The organism is Xenophilus arseniciresistens (assembly GCF_028023875.1).
Lineage (GTDB): Bacteria > Pseudomonadota > Gammaproteobacteria > Burkholderiales > Burkholderiaceae_C > Xenophilus > Xenophilus arseniciresistens.
The window spans coordinates 592419-610468 of record NZ_JAQIPB010000002.1 but is presented as its reverse complement, the minus strand read 5'-3'; the positions used below and the strand labels follow the sequence as shown (position 1 = coordinate 610468).

The 18050-nt window shown below is 69.1% G+C and carries 17 protein-coding genes and 1 other RNA gene; 11 read left to right on the top strand and 7 right to left on the bottom strand.

Annotation, left to right across the window (positions count from 1 at the left end; translation table 11 throughout):
* Positions 1–121 precede the first annotated feature (121 nt).
* Positions 122–1201, top strand: a complete 1080-nt coding sequence (locus PGB34_RS07455) for an oxidoreductase (protein ID WP_271427429.1) — start codon at positions 122–124, stop codon at positions 1199–1201.
* Between the two features lie 7 nt (positions 1202–1208).
* Here PGB34_RS07455 and rho read toward each other — a convergent pair whose 3' ends face one another.
* Together rho and trxA are read right to left on the bottom strand one after the other, a co-directional pair.
* The gene (rho, locus tag PGB34_RS07450) at positions 1209–2474 is read right to left on the bottom strand and encodes a transcription termination factor Rho (protein WP_271427428.1); all 1266 of its coding nucleotides are present in this window, start codon (positions 2472–2474) and stop codon (positions 1209–1211) included.
* Positions 2475–2676: 202 nt separating this feature from the next.
* Entirely contained in the window at positions 2677–3009 is a 333-nt protein-coding gene (gene trxA, locus PGB34_RS07445) for a thioredoxin TrxA (RefSeq protein WP_271427427.1), read from the bottom strand.
* Positions 3010–3199: 190 nt separating this feature from the next.
* Here trxA and PGB34_RS07440 point away from each other — a divergent pair, with 190 nt between their 5' ends.
* Complete coding sequence (locus tag PGB34_RS07440) at positions 3200–4435, top strand: TIGR03862 family flavoprotein (RefSeq protein ID WP_271427426.1); 1236 nt, start codon at positions 3200–3202, stop codon at positions 4433–4435.
* Positions 4436–4485: 50 nt separating this feature from the next.
* Here the strand turns inward: PGB34_RS07440 and ffs are convergent.
* Positions 4486–4582: signal recognition particle sRNA small type (ffs, locus tag PGB34_RS07435), an RNA gene on the bottom strand.
* Positions 4583–4683: 101 nt separating this feature from the next.
* On the opposite strand from ffs, the gene dnaX reads away from it, so the two are divergent.
* The 7 genes from dnaX to PGB34_RS07400 all read left to right on the top strand — a co-directional run bounded on the left by dnaX (position 4684) and on the right by PGB34_RS07400 (position 10993).
* Positions 4684–6588: a DNA polymerase III subunit gamma/tau gene (gene dnaX / locus PGB34_RS07430; RefSeq protein WP_271427425.1), complete on the top strand. Its 1905-nt coding sequence runs from the start codon at positions 4684–4686 to the stop codon at positions 6586–6588.
* Positions 6589–6671: 83 nt separating this feature from the next.
* The gene (locus PGB34_RS07425; RefSeq protein WP_271427424.1) at positions 6672–7004 is read left to right on the top strand and encodes a YbaB/EbfC family nucleoid-associated protein; all 333 of its coding nucleotides are present in this window, start codon (positions 6672–6674) and stop codon (positions 7002–7004) included.
* 82 nt (positions 7005–7086) lie between these two features.
* Positions 7087–7668 carry a recombination mediator RecR gene (gene recR, locus PGB34_RS07420; protein WP_271427423.1) on the top strand — a complete coding sequence of 194 codons (582 nt, stop codon included), beginning with the start codon at positions 7087–7089 and terminating at the stop codon, positions 7666–7668.
* Between the two features lie 90 nt (positions 7669–7758).
* On the top strand, positions 7759–8160 hold the full coding sequence (locus tag PGB34_RS07415; protein ID WP_271427422.1) for an MAPEG family protein: 402 nt from the start codon (positions 7759–7761) through the stop codon (positions 8158–8160).
* 94 nt (positions 8161–8254) lie between these two features.
* Positions 8255–9301, top strand: coding sequence for an ABC transporter substrate-binding protein (locus PGB34_RS07410; protein ID WP_271427421.1), 1047 nt, complete (start codon positions 8255–8257; stop codon positions 9299–9301).
* A gap of 13 nt (positions 9302–9314) precedes the next feature.
* Positions 9315–10163 (top strand): ABC transporter ATP-binding protein, encoded by an 849-nt coding sequence (locus tag PGB34_RS07405; RefSeq protein ID WP_271427420.1) that lies wholly within the window; start codon positions 9315–9317, stop codon positions 10161–10163.
* A complete protein-coding gene (locus tag PGB34_RS07400) occupies positions 10160–10993 on the top strand; it encodes an ABC transporter permease (protein WP_271427419.1) in 834 nt (277 codons plus the stop codon). The genes PGB34_RS07405 and PGB34_RS07400 overlap by 4 nt, the downstream gene beginning before the upstream one ends.
* A 12-nt stretch (positions 10994–11005) precedes the next feature.
* Here the strand turns inward: PGB34_RS07400 and PGB34_RS07395 are convergent, their stop codons facing one another.
* The 3 genes from PGB34_RS07395 to gloB form a co-directional block, all read right to left on the bottom strand.
* Positions 11006–12814, bottom strand: a complete 1809-nt coding sequence (locus PGB34_RS07395; protein WP_271427418.1) for a monovalent cation:proton antiporter-2 (CPA2) family protein — start codon at positions 12812–12814, stop codon at positions 11006–11008.
* A 66-nt stretch (positions 12815–12880) separates the two neighbouring features.
* Positions 12881–14467 carry a transglycosylase SLT domain-containing protein gene (locus PGB34_RS07390; RefSeq protein WP_271427417.1) on the bottom strand — a complete coding sequence of 529 codons (1587 nt, stop codon included), beginning with the start codon at positions 14465–14467 and terminating at the stop codon, positions 12881–12883.
* Positions 14464–15264: a hydroxyacylglutathione hydrolase gene (gene gloB, locus PGB34_RS07385; protein WP_271427416.1), complete on the bottom strand. Its 801-nt coding sequence runs from the start codon at positions 15262–15264 to the stop codon at positions 14464–14466. Before gloB ends, PGB34_RS07390 begins: the two co-directional genes overlap by 4 nt.
* On the opposite strand from gloB, the gene PGB34_RS07380 reads away from it, so the two are divergent.
* Positions 15263–16087, top strand: a complete 825-nt coding sequence (locus PGB34_RS07380) for a class I SAM-dependent methyltransferase (protein WP_271427415.1) — start codon at positions 15263–15265, stop codon at positions 16085–16087. The genes gloB and PGB34_RS07380 overlap by 2 nt on opposite strands.
* Positions 16084–16533: a ribonuclease HI gene (gene rnhA / locus PGB34_RS07375; protein WP_271427414.1), complete on the top strand. Its 450-nt coding sequence runs from the start codon at positions 16084–16086 to the stop codon at positions 16531–16533. Before PGB34_RS07380 ends, rnhA begins: the two co-directional genes overlap by 4 nt.
* A gap of 118 nt (positions 16534–16651) precedes the next feature.
* On the opposite strand, the gene moeA is transcribed toward rnhA, so the two are convergent.
* Entirely contained in the window at positions 16652–17959 is a 1308-nt protein-coding gene (gene moeA, locus PGB34_RS07370) for a molybdopterin molybdotransferase MoeA (RefSeq protein WP_333909021.1), read from the bottom strand.
* Positions 17960–18050 lie beyond the last annotated feature (91 nt).

The window sequence follows — 18050 nt, the reverse complement described above, 5'->3', positions numbered from 1 at the left end:
GTGCGGTTTCCTTGTGGTCGTTGCGAGAGCCACACCCCGCACTTTTGCCGGGCGCACTTTTCGCGAAGCCAGCGATTATCGCATACTGCCCCTTCATCAAGTCAATCCGCCGAGTCCGCCCATGCCCGAGCAAGCCTTCCCCACGATCCGCGCAGGCCTGGTGGGCTATGGCCTGGCGGGGCAGAACTTTCATGCGCCGGTGCTGTCGGCCGTGCCCGGCCTGCAACTGGCCGCCGTGGCCAGTTCGCAGCCGCACAAGGTGCTGGCCGACTGGCCCCAGGCCCAGGTCGTCCCCAGTCTGGAGGACTTGCTGGCACCCGCTTTGGCACTGGACCTGATCGTGATCGCCACGCCCAACGCGCAGCATCATCCGATGGCGCGTGCGGCGCTGCTGGCCGACCGGCATGTGGTGGTGGACAAGCCCTTCACCCTCGATGCCAACCAGGCCCGCGAGCTGGCGCAACTGGCAGCGGCCCGCGGCCGGGTGCTGAGCGTCTACCAGAACCGGCGCTGGGACGCCGACTTTCTGACACTGCGCGACCTGCTGGCCCAAGGCGCCGTCGGGCGGCCCGTGTACCTCGAGTCGCATTTCGACCGCTTCAGGCCCCAGGTGCGCGAGCGCTGGCGCGAACAGGCCGTGCCGGGCGCCGGGCTGTGGGTGGACCTGGGTGCGCATCTGCTCGATCAGGCGCTGCAGCTCTTCGGCGCGCCCGACAGCCTGCAGCTCGACTGCGCGACCCTGCGCGAAGGTGCGCAGGTCGAGGATCATTTCCACGCGCTGCTGCGCTACGAACACGGGCCTCATGCGCCCTTGCGCGTGGTGCTGCATGCCTCCACCCTGGCTGCGCATGCCGCGCCGCGCTTCCTGCTGCACGGCACTCGCGGCAGCTATGTGAAGCACGGCGTCGATCCGCAGGAGGATGCCTTGCGCGCGGGTCTGCGCCCGGGCGGCGCGGATTGGGGCGTGGACGGCACGCCGGGTGAATGGGTGCAGGCCGATGCGCAGGGTGCGCTGCACACGCAGCCCGTGCCCAACCAGCGCGGCGACTACACGCGCTACTACGCTGCCGTGCGCGACGCCATCCGGGGCCAGCGCGAAGCGCCGGTCACGCCCGCCGAGGCTGTGGCGTTGATGGAACTGCTGGATCTGGGGCGGCGAAGCGCCGAGGAGGGCAGGGCCCTGGAGGTTGGCTCAATCTGACGCTTGTTCAGCCGCCGCGACGCATCATGTCGAAGAACTCGACGTTCGTCTTGGTGGCCTTCATGCTCTTGAGCACCATCTCCATGGACTCGATCTCGTCCATGTTGTACATGAACTGACGCAGGATGCGGGTCTTCTGCAACACCTCGGGGGCCAGCAGCAGTTCCTCGCGGCGCGTGCCACTGCGGTTGAGCTGGATCGAGGGGAACACGCGCTTTTCGTACAGGCGGCGGTCCAGATGGATTTCGCTGTTGCCCGTGCCCTTGAACTCTTCGAAGATCACTTCGTCCATGCGGCTGCCGGTGTCGATCAGCGCCGTGCCGATGATGGTCAGCGAGCCGCCTTCCTCCACGTTGCGCGCCGCACCCAGGAAGCGCTTGGGGCGTTGCAGCGCGTTGGCGTCCACACCGCCCGTGAGCACCTTGCCCGACGAGGGCACGACGTTGTTGTAGGCGCGGGCCAGGCGCGTGATGGAGTCCAGCAGGATCACCACGTCCTTCTTCAGCTCGACCAGGCGCTTGGCGCGCTCGATCACCATCTCGGCCACATGCACGTGGCGCGCTGCGGGTTCGTCGAAGGTGGAGGCGATCACTTCGGCCTTCACCGAGCGCTGCATTTCGGTCACTTCTTCGGGGCGCTCGTCCACCAGCAGCACCATCATGTGCGTGTCCGGGTAGTTGGCGCTGATGGCGTGGGCGATGTGCTGCATCATCACCGTCTTGCCGCTCTTGGGCGGCGCGACCAGCAGCGCGCGCTGGCCCTTGCCGATGGGCGCGATGATGTCGATCACGCGACCGGTGATGTTCTCGTCGCCTTTGAAGTTGTCGCGCTCGAGCTTCATCTGCTCTTTCGGGAACAGCGGCGTGAGGTTCTCGAACATCACCTTGTGCTTGTTCGCCTCGGGCGCGCCGTCATTGACCTTGTCGAGCTTGGTCAGCGCGAAGTAGCGCTCGCCGTCCTTGGGGATGCGCACCTCGCCCTCGATCATGTCGCCGGTGTGCAGGTTGAAGCGGCGCACCTGGCTGGGGCTGATGTAGATGTCGTCCGTGCTGGCGGTGAAGCTGGTGTCGGGACTGCGCAGAAAGCCGAAGCCGTCGGGCAGGATTTCCAGCACGCCGTCTGCAAACACCTGCTCGCCTGCCTTCGCCCGCTTCTTGATGATGGCGAACATCAACTCCTGCTTGCGCATGCGGCTGGCGTTGTCGATTTCGAGGGCTTCGGCCTGCTTGAGCAGTTCCGACACGTGCAGTGCCTTGAGTTCGTTCAGGTGCATGGAATGATCCCAGGGTGGGATTCGTCGAGGGCGGCAGGGAGGGGGAGGTCTGAGGCGCTGCGAGAGACGTGCAGCGCAAACCGGGACATTCGAACCGGCCTCTGTGTTGGAGCCCGGTGAATTTGCGCCCGATTATGACAGGAAAAGAAAACGGCCGACGCATTGCGCGCCGGCCGTGTACGGGCTGTGCAGGGGCTGGCGATCAGGCCAGTTGCTGCTCCAGGAATGCCGTCAGCTGGGCCTTGCTCATCGCGCCCACCTTGGTGGCGGCGAGTTGGCCGTTCTTGAACAGCATCAGCGTGGGGATGCCGCGAATGCCGAACTTGGCGGGGATGTCGCGGTTCTCGTCCACGTTCATCTTGGCGATCTGCAGCTTGCCTTCGTAGGTGCTGGAGACGTCATCAAGAATGGGGGCAATCATCTTGCAGGGACCACACCATTCAGCCCAGTAGTCCACCAGCACCGGCTTGTCGGACTGCAGGACGTCGGCTTCGAAGGAGGCATCGGTGATGTGTTTGATCAGTTCGCTGGCCATGGTGTTTCTTCCTTAGCGTGTAGAGGCTTGCAGAGGGTGCCGCTACAGTGCGGGGCATTGTGACAGAAACCAAGAGTTTGCATGGTCGCCAAGGGGGCTATGGCCGCGATAGCCAAAGTCCCTGGACCTCGGGAAAAGACCGGCCTCGCGCCGACGCATGGATGGCACGGACGAGCGCAGGAGTGTGGGCATGAAGCGGGTGGCCGTCATCGGCGGCGGCCCGGCAGGCCTGATGGCCGCGCAGCAAATGGCTGAGGCAGGCCTCGCGGTCGACTTGTTCGACGCGATGCCTTCGGTCGGGCGCAAGTTCCTGCTCGCGGGCCGCGGCGGACTGAACCTCACGCATTCGGAGCCCTTCGAGGCCTTCGCGGGGCGCTTCGGCGCACGCCAGCCTCAGATCGAGCCCCTGCTGCGCAGCTTCGACGCCCAGGCCCTTCGCGACTGGGCCCATGCGCTCGGCGTGCAGACCTTCATAGGCAGTTCGGGCCGCGTCTTCCCCACCGACATGAAGGCGGCGCCGCTGCTGCGGGCCTGGCTGCAGAGGCTGCGCGCGGCCAGCGTGCAATTCCACATGCGGCATCGATGGGCGGCATGGCGCGGCGCTGCGGCCGGCACCGCATTGCAGTTCGATACGCCCGATGGCCCGCTGGCGCATGCAGCCGACGCCGTGGTGCTGGCCCTGGGCGGCGCGAGCTGGCCGCGGCTGGGATCCGACGGGCTCTGGGCGGCGGACCTGCAGGCGCGGGGCATCGACCTTGCGCCGCTGCAGCCGGCCAATTGCGGCTTCGACGTGGCCGCCTGGACGCCCTTTTTTGCCGAGCGCTTCGCAGGCCAGCCCTTCAAATCGGTGGCCGTGCAGGTGCTCGATGAAGCGGGCGGGCGCATCACGCGCAAGGGCGAATTCGTGGCCACGGCCACGGGCGTGGAAGGCAGCGTGGTGTATGCGGTGTCGGCCCTGCTGCGCGAGCGGATCCGCACGCATGGGCGCGCCACGCTCTGGGTGGATCTGCTGCCCGATCGCAGCGCGCAGCAGGTGCTGGCGGCCGTGCAGCATCCGCGCGGCTCGCGTTCGCTGGGCAGCCATCTCAAAGGCCGGCTGGGTCTGGACGGCATCAAGTCCGCGCTGCTGCACGAGCTGCTGCCGCGCGAGCACTGGCAGGATGCGCCCCGCGTGGCACAGGCCATCAAGGCCGCGCCCATCGAACTGGTGGCGCCGCGGCCGGTGGCCGAAGCGATCAGCACCGCAGGCGGCGTGCGTTTCGAGGCACTCGATGCCGCGCTCATGTTGAGGGCGGTGCCGGGCGTCTTCGTGGCCGGTGAAATGCTGGACTGGGAGGCGCCCACCGGGGGCTACCTGCTCACGGCGTGCATGGCCAGCGGCGTGGTGGCGGCACAGGGCGTGCGTCGCTGGCTCGCGGGCCATTGACGCGCGGCCAACGAAAAAGCGCCCGAAGGCGCTTGGACGCAAGAGAAGAGGTTGACGAGCCTTACCCCCGGCACTGGCTACGCAGTTAGGGCTGCTTGGTTCCCCACCTGACCCGGTTGGCCACTTCACCATGCGGGGAGGCCCGTCAGCCGCGATTGTAGTCGCGCCGCACAAGCCCCTGCACCGCGGGCGGTCTGTGCCCGGGCGGGCCGCAGGGCGCGCATCCGGCGCCTCTTAGAATCCGGGCGATGTCCTACCTTGTCCTGGCCCGCAAATACCGTCCGCGCAGCTTCAGCGAGATGGTCGGCCAGGAGCATGTCGTGCAGGCTTTGTCGAACGCGCTCACGCAGCAGCGCCTGCACCACGCCTACCTGTTCACGGGCACGCGCGGCGTGGGCAAGACCACGGTCTCGCGCATCCTGGCCAAGTCATTGAACTGCCAGGGCACCGATGGGCAGGGCGGCATCACGGCCACGCCCTGCGGCGTGTGCCAGGCCTGCGCCGACATCGATGCCGGCCGCTTCGTCGACTACACCGAGCTGGACGCCGCCTCCAACCGCGGCGTGGACGAGGTGCAGGGACTGCTGGAGCAGGCCGTCTACAAGCCGGTGCAGGGGCGCTTCAAGGTCTTCATGATCGACGAAGTGCACATGCTCACGAACACGGCTTTCAACGCCATGCTCAAGACGCTGGAGGAGCCGCCCGAGTACCTCAAGTTCGTGCTGGCGACCACCGACCCGCAGAAGGTGCCGGTGACGGTGCTCTCGCGCTGCCTGCAGTTCAACCTGCGGCCTATGGCGCCCGAGACCGTGCTGGAGCACCTGACCCGCGTGCTGGGCGCGGAGCAGGTGCCCGCCGAGCCCGGCGCGCTGCGCCTGCTGGCGCGGGCCGCCCGCGGCTCCATGCGTGATGCGCTTTCACTGACCGACCAGGCCATCGCCTATGGCAACGGTTCGCTGGCCGAAGGCGGCGTGCGCCAGATGCTGGGCAGTGCCGATCGGGGCCACGTGCATGCGCTGATCGATGCGCTGGCGCGTGGCGACGGGCAGACCGTGGTCGAGACCAGCGAGGCGCTGCGGCGCGACGGCCTGTCGGCCGCTTCCACGCTCGAAGAGATGACCGCGGTGCTGCAGGGCATGGCCGTGCTGCAGGCCGTGCCGGCGCGCGCGCAGGCCGCCCGCCAGGACGAGGCCAACCCCGATGCGGCCGAGCTGGCGCGCCTGGCTGCGGCCATGGCGCCTGACGAAACGCAGCTTCTGTACAGCCTGTGCCTGCATGGGCGCGCCGAGCTGGGCCTGGCCCCGGACGAATACGCGGCCTTGACGATGGTGTTGCTGCGCTTGCTGGCCTTCAAGCCCAGCGATGCGGTTGCGCCCGCCGGGGAAAAAAAAAGCCCGCTGACAGCGCAGGCGCCCACGCAACCGCCGGCGCCTGAGCCCGCCCCGCGCGCTGCGCCGCCCAGGGCAGAAGCAGCGCAGTCCGTTCAACAAGCGCCTGCGCCGGCACCGGAGGCGCCGGTGCCTTTGGCCGAAGCCGCTGCCGCCGTTCGGCCTGAAGAGCCGGCGCCGCCCGCTTCGGCGATGCCGCCGCGCGGCCAGCACCTGCCCGTGGTCGATGCGCCGCGCCGCGCCCTTGCGCCGGCGCCGATGCGCGCACCGCGTGAAGAAGCCGATCCGCCGCTCGCCTCGCTGCCGCTGCGTGTGCAGCCACCGGCCGGCGCGCGTGGCCAGCCCAGCAGTGAAAGCCGGCTCGAGCCCATCGCGCCCAGCGAGGAGGGCGACTTCTGGTTCAGCACCGTGACGGCCCTGGTGGCGGCCGAAGCCGTTTCGGCGCTCACGCGCGAGCTGGCCCTGCAGTCGCAACTGGTGGGCCGCGATGTGGACCAGTGGGTGCTGCGCGTGGAGCGCGAATCGCTCAACCAGGGTGCCAGCCGAGAAAAGCTGCAGAATGCCCTGGCCGGCGCCGGGCATGGCTCGGTGCGGCTGGTCATCGAGATCGGCGCGGTCACCGACAGCCCCGCGCGTCGCAACCGGCTGGCTGCGCAGGCGCGCCAGCTGGCGGCCGAGGAGAGCATCCGCAACGACCCCGACGTGCAGCTGCTGATGCAGCAATGGGGCGCGCGCATCGTGCCCGGCAGCCTCAAGCCTGCCTGATCCGTCCCGATCGAGGCGGGCCGGCGCGGCATCCATTCAAACGACATTCTTCGACCCATTTCTTTCTCCAAAGGACAAGCACCATGTTCAACAAAGGACAACTCGCCGGCCTCATGAAGCAGGCCCAGGCCATGCAGGACAACCTCAAGAAGGCGCAGGAAGAACTGGCCAACATCGAGGTCGAAGGCGAGTCCGGCGCGGGCCTGGTCAAGGTCGTGATGACCTGCAAGCACGACGTCAGGCGCGTGACCATCGACCCCAGCCTGCTGGCCGACGACAAGGACATGCTGGAAGACCTGGTGGCTGCTGCCTTCAACGCCGCCGTGCGCAAGGCCGAGGAAACCAGCGAGCAGAAGATGGGCAAGATCACGGCGGGCATGCCCGGCATGCCCGCGGGCATGAAGCTGCCCTTCTGAAGCAGACGTTTGGCGTTGAGCGTCGGGCGTTTGGCGAGAACGCCGGACGCCAAACGCTCAACGCCCAATCCTGACCCCCTAGATGTCATCGCTCGACACCCTCGTGGAAAGCCTGCGCCGCCTGCCTGGCGTGGGCGCCAAGTCGGCTTCGCGCATGGCCTTTCACCTGCTGCAGCACGACCGCGAGGGCGCGCAACTGCTGGCGCGGGCCCTGCAGGCGGCGGCGCAGCAGATCCGCCATTGCGAACGCTGCAACACCTTCACCGAGTCGCCGCTGTGCAGCCTGTGCGCAGACCCGCGGCGCGATGCCGGCAAGCTGTGCGTGGTCGAGACGCCGGCCGACCAGGCGGCGCTGGAACGCACGGGTGCCTTCAGAGGCTACTACTTCGTGCTGATGGGCAAGCTCAGCCCGCTGGACGGCATCGGCCCGCGCGAGATCGGCATGCACCAGCTCATGGCGCGGGCGCTGGATGGGCAGGTCAGCGAAGTGATCCTGGCCACCAACTTCACGGCCGAGGGGGAGGCCACGGCCCATGTGATCGGCGAGGTGCTGCGCGCGCGCGGCCTCACGGTCACAAGGCTGGCGCGTGGCGTGCCCGCGGGCAGCGAACTCGAATATGTGGACCTGGGCACCATCGCCCATGCGCTGGTGGACCGGCGCTGACTCGCCCTGGCGGGCCGGCTTTCCGCGCCACCGCCGCCTCCACCACTTCTTCCTCCTCCTCCTCCTCGAAGCACCAAGGACACCCGCATCATGAGCTTTACGCATCTGAGCCTGGCCCACTGGTGCCTCATCGCGGCCGCCGTGCTGCCCTTCGTGGCCGCCTGGATCGCCAAGGCCGGCGCCTTCCGGCCCAGGGACAACCTGGCGCCGCGCGAATGGGCCGTGCGCCAGGGCGGCTGGCGTGCGCGCGGCCTGGCTGCGCAGGCCAACAGCTTCGAAGGGCTGCCACTGTTCTTCGCGGCCGTGCTGGCGGCGCAGCAGCTGGGGGCCGACATGGCGCGCGTCGATGCGCTGGCGCTGGCCTATGTGCTGCTGCGCGTGGTCTACATCGCGCTGTACCTGCGCGGCCTGGGCACTGCGCGCAGCCTGGTCTGGGTGCTGGCGCTTGCCGTCAATCTCGCGATCTTCTTCGTTGCGCCCGTGGCGCGTTGAGCGGGCGGTGAAAACCCGCGTGGGGATGTTCCTGATTCAGGCGCTTCGGGGCGGCCCCTAAGCTCAGTCGCAGTTCTGCTTCTTGCACGCTGCCATGCCCGCTTCGCTCACCCGCCGCTCCTTCCACGTTCTGGCCGCAGCCTCCGGCGTGGCCCTGGTGGCGGTGCCGGCCCTGCGGGCCCAGCCCAAGCTCGAAAAGCCCAGGCTCAGCATCGCCGTGGGCGGCAAAGCGGCCTTCTACTACCTTCCACTGACCATCGCGGAACAGCTGGGCTACTTCCGCGACGAAGGCCTGAGCGTGGAGATCGCCGATTTCGCGGGCGGCGCGCGGGCGCTCCAGGCGGTGGTGGGCGGCTCGGCCGATGTGTGCTCGGGCGCCTTTGAACACACCATCAACCTGCAGGCCAAGAGCCAGCTCTTCCAGTCCTTCGTGCTGCAGGGGCGCGCGCCGCAGATCGCCATGGGGGTGTCGACGCGCAACCTGCCCCAGTACCAGGGCGTGGCCGATCTGCGCGGAAAGAGGATCGGGGTGTCGGCTCCGGGCTCGTCCACCAACATGGTGGCCAACCTCGTGCTTTCGCGCGCCGGGCTCAAGGCTGCCGACGTGAGCTACGTGGGCGTGGGCGTGGCCGCCGGCGCGCTCACGGCGCTGCGCTCGGGCCAGATCGATGCGATCAGCAACACCGACCCCGTGATGACCATGCTCGAGCAAAAGGGCGACGTGAAGATCATCAGCGACACGCGCACGCTCAAGGGCACGCAGGAGGTGTTTGGCGGCCCGATGCCTGCGGCCTGCCTCTATGCGCCGGCCGAGTTCGTGCAGAAGAACCCCAACACCTGCCAGGCGCTGGCCCATGCCATCGTGCATGCGCTCAAATGGCTGCAGACGGCCGGACCGGGCGACATCATCAAGGCCGTGCCCGAAGCCTATCTGCTGGGCGATAGGGCGCTGTACCTGGCGTCCTTCGACAAGGTGCGCGAGTCGATCTCGCCCGATGGCCTGGTGCCGGCCGAAGGCCCGAAGACCGCCTTGAACGCCATCGCCAGCTTCGACACGCAGGTCAAGCCCGAGCGCATCGACCTCGACAAGCTCTACACCAACGACTTCGCCCGCAGGGCCAAGGACCGCTTCAAAGCCTGAGGCAGGCTCTGAGATGTCTCCGCCAGCTCTGGAACTGCGCAACATCCGCTGCACCTTCCGTGCGCGCGTGGGCGGCGAGCCCTACACGGCGGTGGACCGCACGAGCCTGCGGGTTGCGGCCGGCGAGTTCGTGTCGGTGGTGGGCCCCACCGGCTGTGGCAAGTCCACGCTGTTGAATGTGGCGGCAGGCCTGCTGGCGCCCTCCGAAGGGCAGGTCGAGGTTTTCGGGCAGGTGCTGTCAAGTATCAACACGCGCGCGGGCTACATGTTCCAGGCCGACGCGCTGCTGCCCTGGCGCACGGCCGAGCAGAACGTGATGCTGGGGCTGCAGTACCGCGCTCTGCCACAGGCGCAGGCACGCGAACAGGCGCGGCACTGGCTGGCCCGCGTGGGCCTGGCAGGCTTCGGCGACCGCTACCCGCACCAGCTTTCGGGCGGCATGCGCAAGCGCACGGCGCTGGCCCAGACGCTGGTGATGGACCCCGACATCATCCTGATGGACGAGCCCTTCAGCGCGCTGGACGTGCAGACCCGCCAGCTGATGGAGAACGAAGTGCTGGCGCTGTGGGCCGGGCCGAGGCAGGAGGGCCTGCCCGCCGGACGCGGCGGACGCAAGGCGGTGCTCTTCATCACGCATGACCTGGACGAAGCCATCGCGATGAGCGACCGCGTGGTGGTGCTGTCGGCCGGGCCGGGCACGCGCCCGATGGGCGAATTCGTGATCGACCTGCCGCGCCCGCGCGACGTGGCACAGGTGCGCGCGCAGCCGCGCTTCATGGCGCTGCATGCGCAGATCTGGGCCGTGCTGCGCGACGAGGTGCTCAAGGGCTATGCCCAGCAGCTGCAGCGGGGCGCGGCATGAAGCTGCGGCCCCATCCAGGCAATGCGCGCATCTGGCAGGTGCTGCTGTTGCTGGCGCTGCTGGTGCTCTGGCACGTGGCCGCGCGCGACACCAAGGTGGCCTTCTTCCTTGGAGAACCGATCAAGGTCGCGGGCCGCGTCTGGAGCTGGTTCCTGCCCTGGAGCCTGCCGCCCGGCGCGCTGTTCCCCGAAGGGCTGCCCGGCAACGCCGACATCTACCGCCACCTGGGCACCACGCTGCTGGAAACCGGGCTCGCCTTTGCCATCGGCACCGTGCTGGGCCTGGCCTGCGGCCTCTGGCTGGCGCTGGCGCCCACGGCAAGCCTGATCCTCGACCCCTACATCAAGGCGGCCAACGCCATGCCGCGCGTGATCCTCGCGCCCATCTTCGCGCTCTGGTTCGGCCTGGGTATCTGGAGCAAGGTGGCGCTGGCCGTCACGCTGGTGTTCTTCATCGTCTTCTTCAACGTCTACCAGGGCGTGCGCGAAGTCAGCCCCGTGCTGCTGGCCAATGCGCGCATGCTCGGCGCCACGCAACGGCAGCTGCTGCGCACGGTGTACCTGCCCAGTGCCACGAGCTGGGTCTTCTCCAGCCTGCACACCTCGGTGGGGCTGGCCTTCGTGGGGGCCGTGGTGGGCGAGTACCTGGGCTCCGCCCGCGGCGTGGGCTACCTGATCCTGCAGGCCGAGGGCACCTTCGACGTCAACACCGTCTTCGCGGGCATTGCCGTGCTCACGGCCTTCGCGCTGACGCTGGACGCGCTGGTGGGCGCCGCGGAACGACGGTTGATGAAGTGGCAGCCGCGAAGCGCCCAGGCCGAGCGGCTGTAGCGCGCGTGCTTTTCAGTTGGGCTGGCTTTGGGCCTGGGCGGCCTGCCCGGGCTGCGCGAACTCCGGATCCTGCTCGGCGTTGCGGTTGCTCAGGATCAGCGAGCGGCCGGCGAACAGGCCGCCCGTGCTCTCCAGGTCGAAGCGCTCGGCATCGCGGCGGCGCACGGCCTCGATCACCTCGTCGGCTTCGGTCTCGGTCGCGCCCACGGCCATCACGGCCTGATGGCTCATCTGCATGGCCGATTCGAAAGTCTCGCGGGTCTGGAAGTCCACGCCGGCCTTGAGCAGCTCATGCGCGTGCTCGCGGTCCCATGCGCGCACGAGCAGTTGGGCCTGCGGGAACTCGGCCTTCACCACTTCGGCGATGCGCGTCGCGGCGGCCTTGTCGTCGATGCACACCAGGATCGCGCGCGCCGACGCCGCACCGGCCGCGTGCAGCACGTCGGCCCGCGTGCCGTCGCCGTAGTAGACGGTGAAGCCGAAGGAGTCGGCGTCGCGGATCATCTGCGTGCTGTTGTCGATGATCGAGATGCTGGCGCCACGCGCCAGCACGCCCTGGCTGGCCACCTGGCCGAAGCGGCCGAAGCCGATCACCAGCACCTTGCCGCACAGGCCATGGGCCTCCTGCACGCCTTCCAGGGAAATGGGCTCGGGCGGGGACATGCGCTTGTGGGCGATCACGACCAGCGGCGTCAGGGCCATCGAGAGCACCACGATGGCCGTCATGTTGGCATTGACCGTGGGGTCGATCACGCCTTCGGCCAGCGCAGCCGCAAAGAGCACGAACGCGAATTCGCCGCCCTGGGCCATGAGCACCGCGCGGTCCAGTGCGTCGGCATGGCTGCTGCGGGCCAGCCGCGCCACGCCGTAGATGCACAGCGCCTTGACGAGCATCATGGCCAGCACGCCGGCCACGATCAGCGGCCAGTTGCGGCCCACCACGGCCAGGTCCAGCGACATGCCCACGCCCAAAAAGAACAGGCCCAGCAGCAGCCCGCGGAAGGGCTCGATGTCGGCTTCGAGCTGGTGCCTGAAGGTGGATTCGGACAGCAGTACGCCGGCCAGGAAGGCGCCCATGGCCATCGACAGCCCGCCCAGCTGCATCAGCAGGGCCGCGCCCAGCACCACCAGCAGCGCCGCGGCGGTCATCACTTCACGCGCCTTGGCATTGGCCAGAATGCGGAACAGCGGGTTCAGCAGCCAGCGGCCCGCCGCCACCAGGGCCAGCAGCGCCCCCAGGGCAACGGCGACGCTGGTCCAGCGCGAGGCCGCCGTCGCGGCGTCGCCTGCGCTGGTCGGCGCCATGAAGGCCACGATGGCCAGCAGCGGCACGATGAGCAGGTCTTCGAACAGCAGCACGGCCACGATCTTCTGGCCGCGCGGCGCCGCGATGTCGCCGCGCTCGCCCAGCAGCTGCATGACGATGGCGGTGGAGGTGAGCACGAAGCCCATGGCGCTGACGAAGGAAACGGGCGCCGGGAAGCCGAAGGCCATGCCCACGCCCGTGAGCAGCAGTCCGCAGACCACCACCTGCAGGCTGCCCAGGCCGAAGATGTCGCGCCGCAGGCTCCACAGGTGGGAAGGGCGCATCTCCAGGCCGATGATGAACAGGAACATCACCACCCCGAGCTCGGCGGTGTGCAGGATGGTCTGCGGGTCGCTGAACAGCCCCAGGCCGAAGGGGCCGATGGCCAGGCCCGCGGCCAGATAGCCCAGCACCGAGCCCAGCCCGATGCGCTTGAACAGGGGCACGGCCACCACGGCGGCCCCCAGCAGGGTGACGACCTTGATCAGTTCACCTGCGCTGCCTTCTGCGGCCATCTGAAAACTCCCTTCGGGTCTGGATCGTTGTGGTGTTGCCGCAGTGGCCGTGGCTGCAAGCGGTGCTCAGCGTTTTTTCTTGCTGGAGGCGCCGCCGCGTTTGACGGGGGTCGCCGCCGCAGGCCGCTTGCTCGTGGCGGCCGCGCGTGCCGAGCTCAGGTTGGCGCCGCCGCCGCGCTTGGCCGTGACCACCGGCCGCTTGGCGCTGCCGCGCGCGCCCGACCCCACGCTGGCGCCGGACGATGCGCGCACGGGGCGGTAGAGCACCACCTGCAGGCCGCGCTTGAACACGTGCGAGGTGCTCACGTCGTTCCACTGCGCCACGTTGGCGGGGCTCACGCCATAGCGGCGCGCGATGGCGCTCACGCTGTCGTTGCGGCCGGCGCGCACCACGGTGCGGCGCGTCACCACCTCGGGCACGAAGCTCAGGTGGCCGGTGTCGGCCACCACGGCGGCCACGTCTTCCTGCACGCGCGCGCTGCGCGGCACGATGAGCGTGGAGCCGGCCTTGATCATCATGCGTGGCGGGATGTTGTTGAGCGCACGCAAGTCGCTTTCGCTCATGCCCGAGCGCTGGGCCGCGTCGGCCACCGTCATGGTGCTGGGCACCGTCCAGGCGGTCCAGCTGGCGTACTGGCCCTGGGTGTAGGCCTCGAAGTTGCGCTGGAAGACGGCCGCGTTGTCCCAGGGCAGAAGGATCTCGGTGCCGCCCGCGGCCAGCAGCACGGGCTTGTGCGCCGCGGGGTTCAGGGCCCGGAAGTCCTCCACGCGCACGTCGGCCAGCTTGGCGGCCAGTTCCACGTCGATGTCGCGCGTCAGCGGCACGGTCTGGAAGTAGGGGTGGTTGGCGATCAGCGGCAGGTCCACGCCGAAGCGGGCCGGATCGGCCACGATGTTCTTCACGGCCTGCAGCTTGGGCACGTAGTAGCGCGTCTCGTCGGGCATGCGCAGGTCGGTGTAGCCCGTGGGCAGCCCGGCCGCCTTGTTGCGCGCGATGGCGCGGACCACGCTGCCTTCGCCCCAGTTGTAGGAGGCCAGCGCCAGGTGCCAGTCGCCGAACATGCCGTACAGCCGCTGCAGGTAGTCCAGCGCGGCGCGCGTGGACGCGATCACGTCGCGGCGGTCGTCGCGGAAGATGTTCTGCTTGAGGTCGTAGTCGGTTCCCGTCGCGGGCATGAACTGCCACATGCCCGCGGCGCGCGCACTGGAGACGGCCTGCGGGTTGAACGCGCTTTCGATGTAGGGCAGCAGCGCCAGCTCGGTGGGCATGTTGCGGCGCTCGAGTTCTTCGACGATGTGGAAGATGTAGCGGTTCGACCGCGAGACCATGCGCTCGATGTAGTCGGGCCGCGTCGAATACCACTGCTCGCGGTCGCGCACGAGGTCGCTGTCCAGGTCGGGCATGCGGAAGCCGCGGCGGATGCGGTCCCACATGTCGACCGGCGGGGCCGTCATCACCACGCTGCGGCCACTGGCGCCGGTGCGGCCGGCGGTGATGGGAGAGAGCGTGCCGTTGGGGTAGACCGGGGCTGCCGCGGTGGCGCTGGCGCTGCCACCGCTCGTGGCACTGGCGCCGCCTTCGGCGCCTGGGCCGGTCGCGCAACCGGCCAGCAGGAGTGAGCCGGCCATCAAGGCCGCAAGCAAAAGCTTCATCGAAAGTCGTTCTTCCATTGGCGCAGCGCGGCAAACACGGCCACCTCGTCCGCATCGGCGGGCAGGCTGGCGTGCGCCTGCACGGCGCGGGTGACGGAGGCTTCGCGACTGCGAAGGAAGGGGTTGACCTGGCGTTCGGTCAGCAACTGTGCCGGCAGCGTGGGCTGGCCGGCGGCGCGCTGCTGTTCGCACCAGGTGGTGTACTCGGCGAGCCTGGCGTTGGCTGGCTCGACGGCGAGGGCGAAACGCAGATTGGACAGCGTGTATTCGTGGGCACAGCATACGCGCGTGGCGTCTGGCAGCGCCGCCAGTGCGTCCAGCGAGGCCAGCATCTGCGCCGGCGTGCCTTCGAAAAGGCGGCCACAGCCCGCAGAGAAAAGCGTGTCGCCGCAAAAGAGCAGCGGCACCGCCTCGCCGCCGGCCTGCTGCGCCTGATCGGCCGGCAGGCAGTAGGCGATGTGGCCGGCGGTGTGGCCGGGCACATCGAGCACGTCGAATGCCAGGCCGGCCACGCGCACGCGCTGGCCGCCGCTGCAGGGCACGAAGGGCTCGGGGATGGCTTCGGTGGCCGGGCCGTACACGGTGGCGCCCGTGGCGTCGCGCAGCTGCGCCACCCCGCCGGTGTGATCGCCGTGATGGTGCGTGACTAGAATCGCCGACAGTGTCAGGTCGGGCCGAAGCGCGAGCCAATCGAACACCGGCCGGGCATCGCCCGGATCGACCACGACCACGTGCGTTCCGACCTGCAGCGTCCAGATGTAGTTGTCGGCAAAAGCGGGCAACGGAACGAGGGTCATGAGCCGCGAAATTATAGGTTTGGGTCCCTGGCTGGACACTCCGCCGGGCCGTTATCTGCTGGCATGGGAGCGGGCCCAGTACGACGAGGCGGTGGCAGATGTGTTTGGCTACCACGCCTTGCAACTGGGCCTGGCCGAGCTTTCCACGCTGGCCGCCAACCGCATGCCCCACCGCTGGCTGGCGCTGGCGCAGCCCCAGCCTCGCTTCTCCACGGCCTCGCAGGCCCAGCTGATCACCGACTTCGAGGCCTTGCCCTTTTCCGAAGGCAGCCTGGATTTGGTGACCTTGCCGCACACGCTGGAGCTCAGCGCCGACCCGCACGGCGCGCTGCGCGAGGTGGAGCGGGTGCTGGTGCCCGAAGGCCGGGTGGTGCTCAGCGGTTTCAACCCGGTCAGCCTCTGGGGGCTGCGCCAGCGCCGCGCGCGCATCTATGCGCGCATGGGCGTGGGCGACAGTTACCTGCCCGCGGCCTGCGAAGCCATCCATTACTGGCGCATGCGCGACTGGCTGCGGCTGCTGGGCTTCGAGGTGGAGTCCAGCCGCTTCGGCCTGTACCGTCCCGGCGTGCGCAGCGAAGCCTGGCTGGAGCGCTTTCGCTGGCTGGACGGGCTGGGCGAGCGCTCCTGGCCCATCTTCGGGGCGGCCTACTTCATCGTGGCCGTCAAGCGGGTGCGCGGCATGCATCTGCTGACGGCAGACTGGAAACGCAGCCGCGCGCGTGCCGGCGCGCCCGTGGCCGTGACCAGCAAGGTTCACCGGCGCGGCGCGCGGGCTGCGCCGGCCCCTCATTCATTGACCAAGAAGAAAGAACAGCGGTTTTGAACGAAGTTGTGATCTACACCGACGGCGCCTGCAAGGGCAACCCCGGCCCGGGCGGCTGGGGGGTCTGGCTCAAGTCGGGCAGCCATGAGAAGGAACTGTTCGGCGGCGAGGCCGACACCACCAACAACCGCATGGAACTGACGGCCGTCATCGAGGGCCTGGCGGCGCTCAAGCGCCCCTGCAAGGTGCTGCTGTACCTGGACAGCCAGTACGTGCGCCAGGGCATCACCGAATGGATCCGCGGCTGGAAGGCCAAGGGCTGGGTCACTGCATCCAAGCAGCCGGTGAAGAACGCCGACCTCTGGCGCCGGCTGGATGCGCTGGTCAGCCAGGGCGGGCATCAGATCGAGTGGCGCTGGGTCAAGGGCCATTCAGGCGACGTGGGCAACGAGAAGGCCGACGCGCTGGCCAACCAGGGTGTGCTCAAGGCGCTGGGCCGGCTCTGATACGGTTCTGCCTTCAAACGCATAGCTTCGTTGGGGTGCCTTGCCGTGCGTCAGCACTGTCGGCGGCACCCCGCCTCGCTCTGCGCTTGAATGCAAAACCGTATGAACGACCGGCTGCTCAGATCAGCGAATCGAGCAGCAGCACATCCACTTCATCGCCGGCTTCCACGGGGCCTGCGTCATGCGGCAGCAGCACCAGGGCATTGGCCGCCTGCATGCCGCTGAGCAGGCCCGAGCCCTGTTCAGCCGCCACCTGCACCTCGGGCAGGCGGCCCGGGTGGGCATGCAGCCAGGCGCGCGGGTATTCGGTGCGGCCGGGGCGCTTGCGGATGGGGTTGAGGCTGCGCGCCCGCAGCACGGGCGGCTGCAGCTCGGCTGGCGCGCTGCAGCCCATGAGCTGCAGCAGGGTGGGGCGCACGAAGACCAGAAAGCTCACCATTGCCGCCACCGGGTTGCCGGGCAGGCCGAACAGCAGGGCCTGCCGCGCGGCAGCCTCCGGGGCGGGTGCGGGCAGCAGGCCCACGGCCAGCGGCCGGCCGGGGCGCATGGCCACGCGCCAGAAGTCGATCTGGCCCATGCGCTGCAGCACGCTGCGCAGGTGATCGGCATCGCCCTGGCTCACGCCGCCGCTGGTGATGATCACGTCGGCCTGGCCTGCGGCCTGACGCAGCGAGGCTTCGAGCACATTGGGCTGGTCGGCCAACTGGCCCAGGTCCAGCACTTCGCAGCCCAGGCGCGCCAGCAGCGCGCGCAGCGTGTAGCGGTTGCTGTCGTAGATGGCGCCCGGGCGCGGCGGCTGGCCGGGCTCCAGCAGCTCGTCGCCGGTTGAAAAGAGCACCACGCGCAGCGCGGGCAGGACTTCGACGCTGGCCAGGCCGAGGCTGGCCAGCAGCCCGACGGCGGCCGGGCCCAGGCGCGTGCCCGCGGGCAGGGCACATTGGCCGACGGCCAGGTCTTCACCGGCAAGGCGGCGGTGCGCGCCAGGGCGCAGGCCCGCATCGGCGGGCAGGCGCAGCGTGTCGCCTTCGCGGCTGCACAGCTCCTGCGGCGCCACGGTGTCGGCGCCGGCGGGCATCACGGCGCCGGTCATGATGCGCAGGGCCTGGCCGGCCTGCAGCGTGCCCGTCCAGGGCCGGCCGGCCAGCGCAGTGCCCACCACCTGCCATTGCCAGCCGCGGCCATCCGTGGGCGTGTCTTGCAGCACCTGTCCATCGAAGGCATAGCCGTCCATGGCGGCGTTGTCGTGCGGTGGCACGTCCAGGGGCGAGATCAGGTCTTGCGCCAGCACGCGGCCCAGGGCCTCGTGCAGCGCCAGGGTCTGGGGCCGCGCACGGCCAGTCAGTGCCAGTGGAGCGGCCAGCGCCTGCAGCCGCGCCTGGACCTGCGCCACGGCGAGGTCGGCGGCCGCAGCTGCAGGGGGGGTCAAGGGTGGGCGATCAGGGGAAGTCATCGTCAGCAATCACAAAGGCGGGCGGCTGCGCCGGCCTCATCGCAAAAAAGCCGCAGCCAAATGGTCA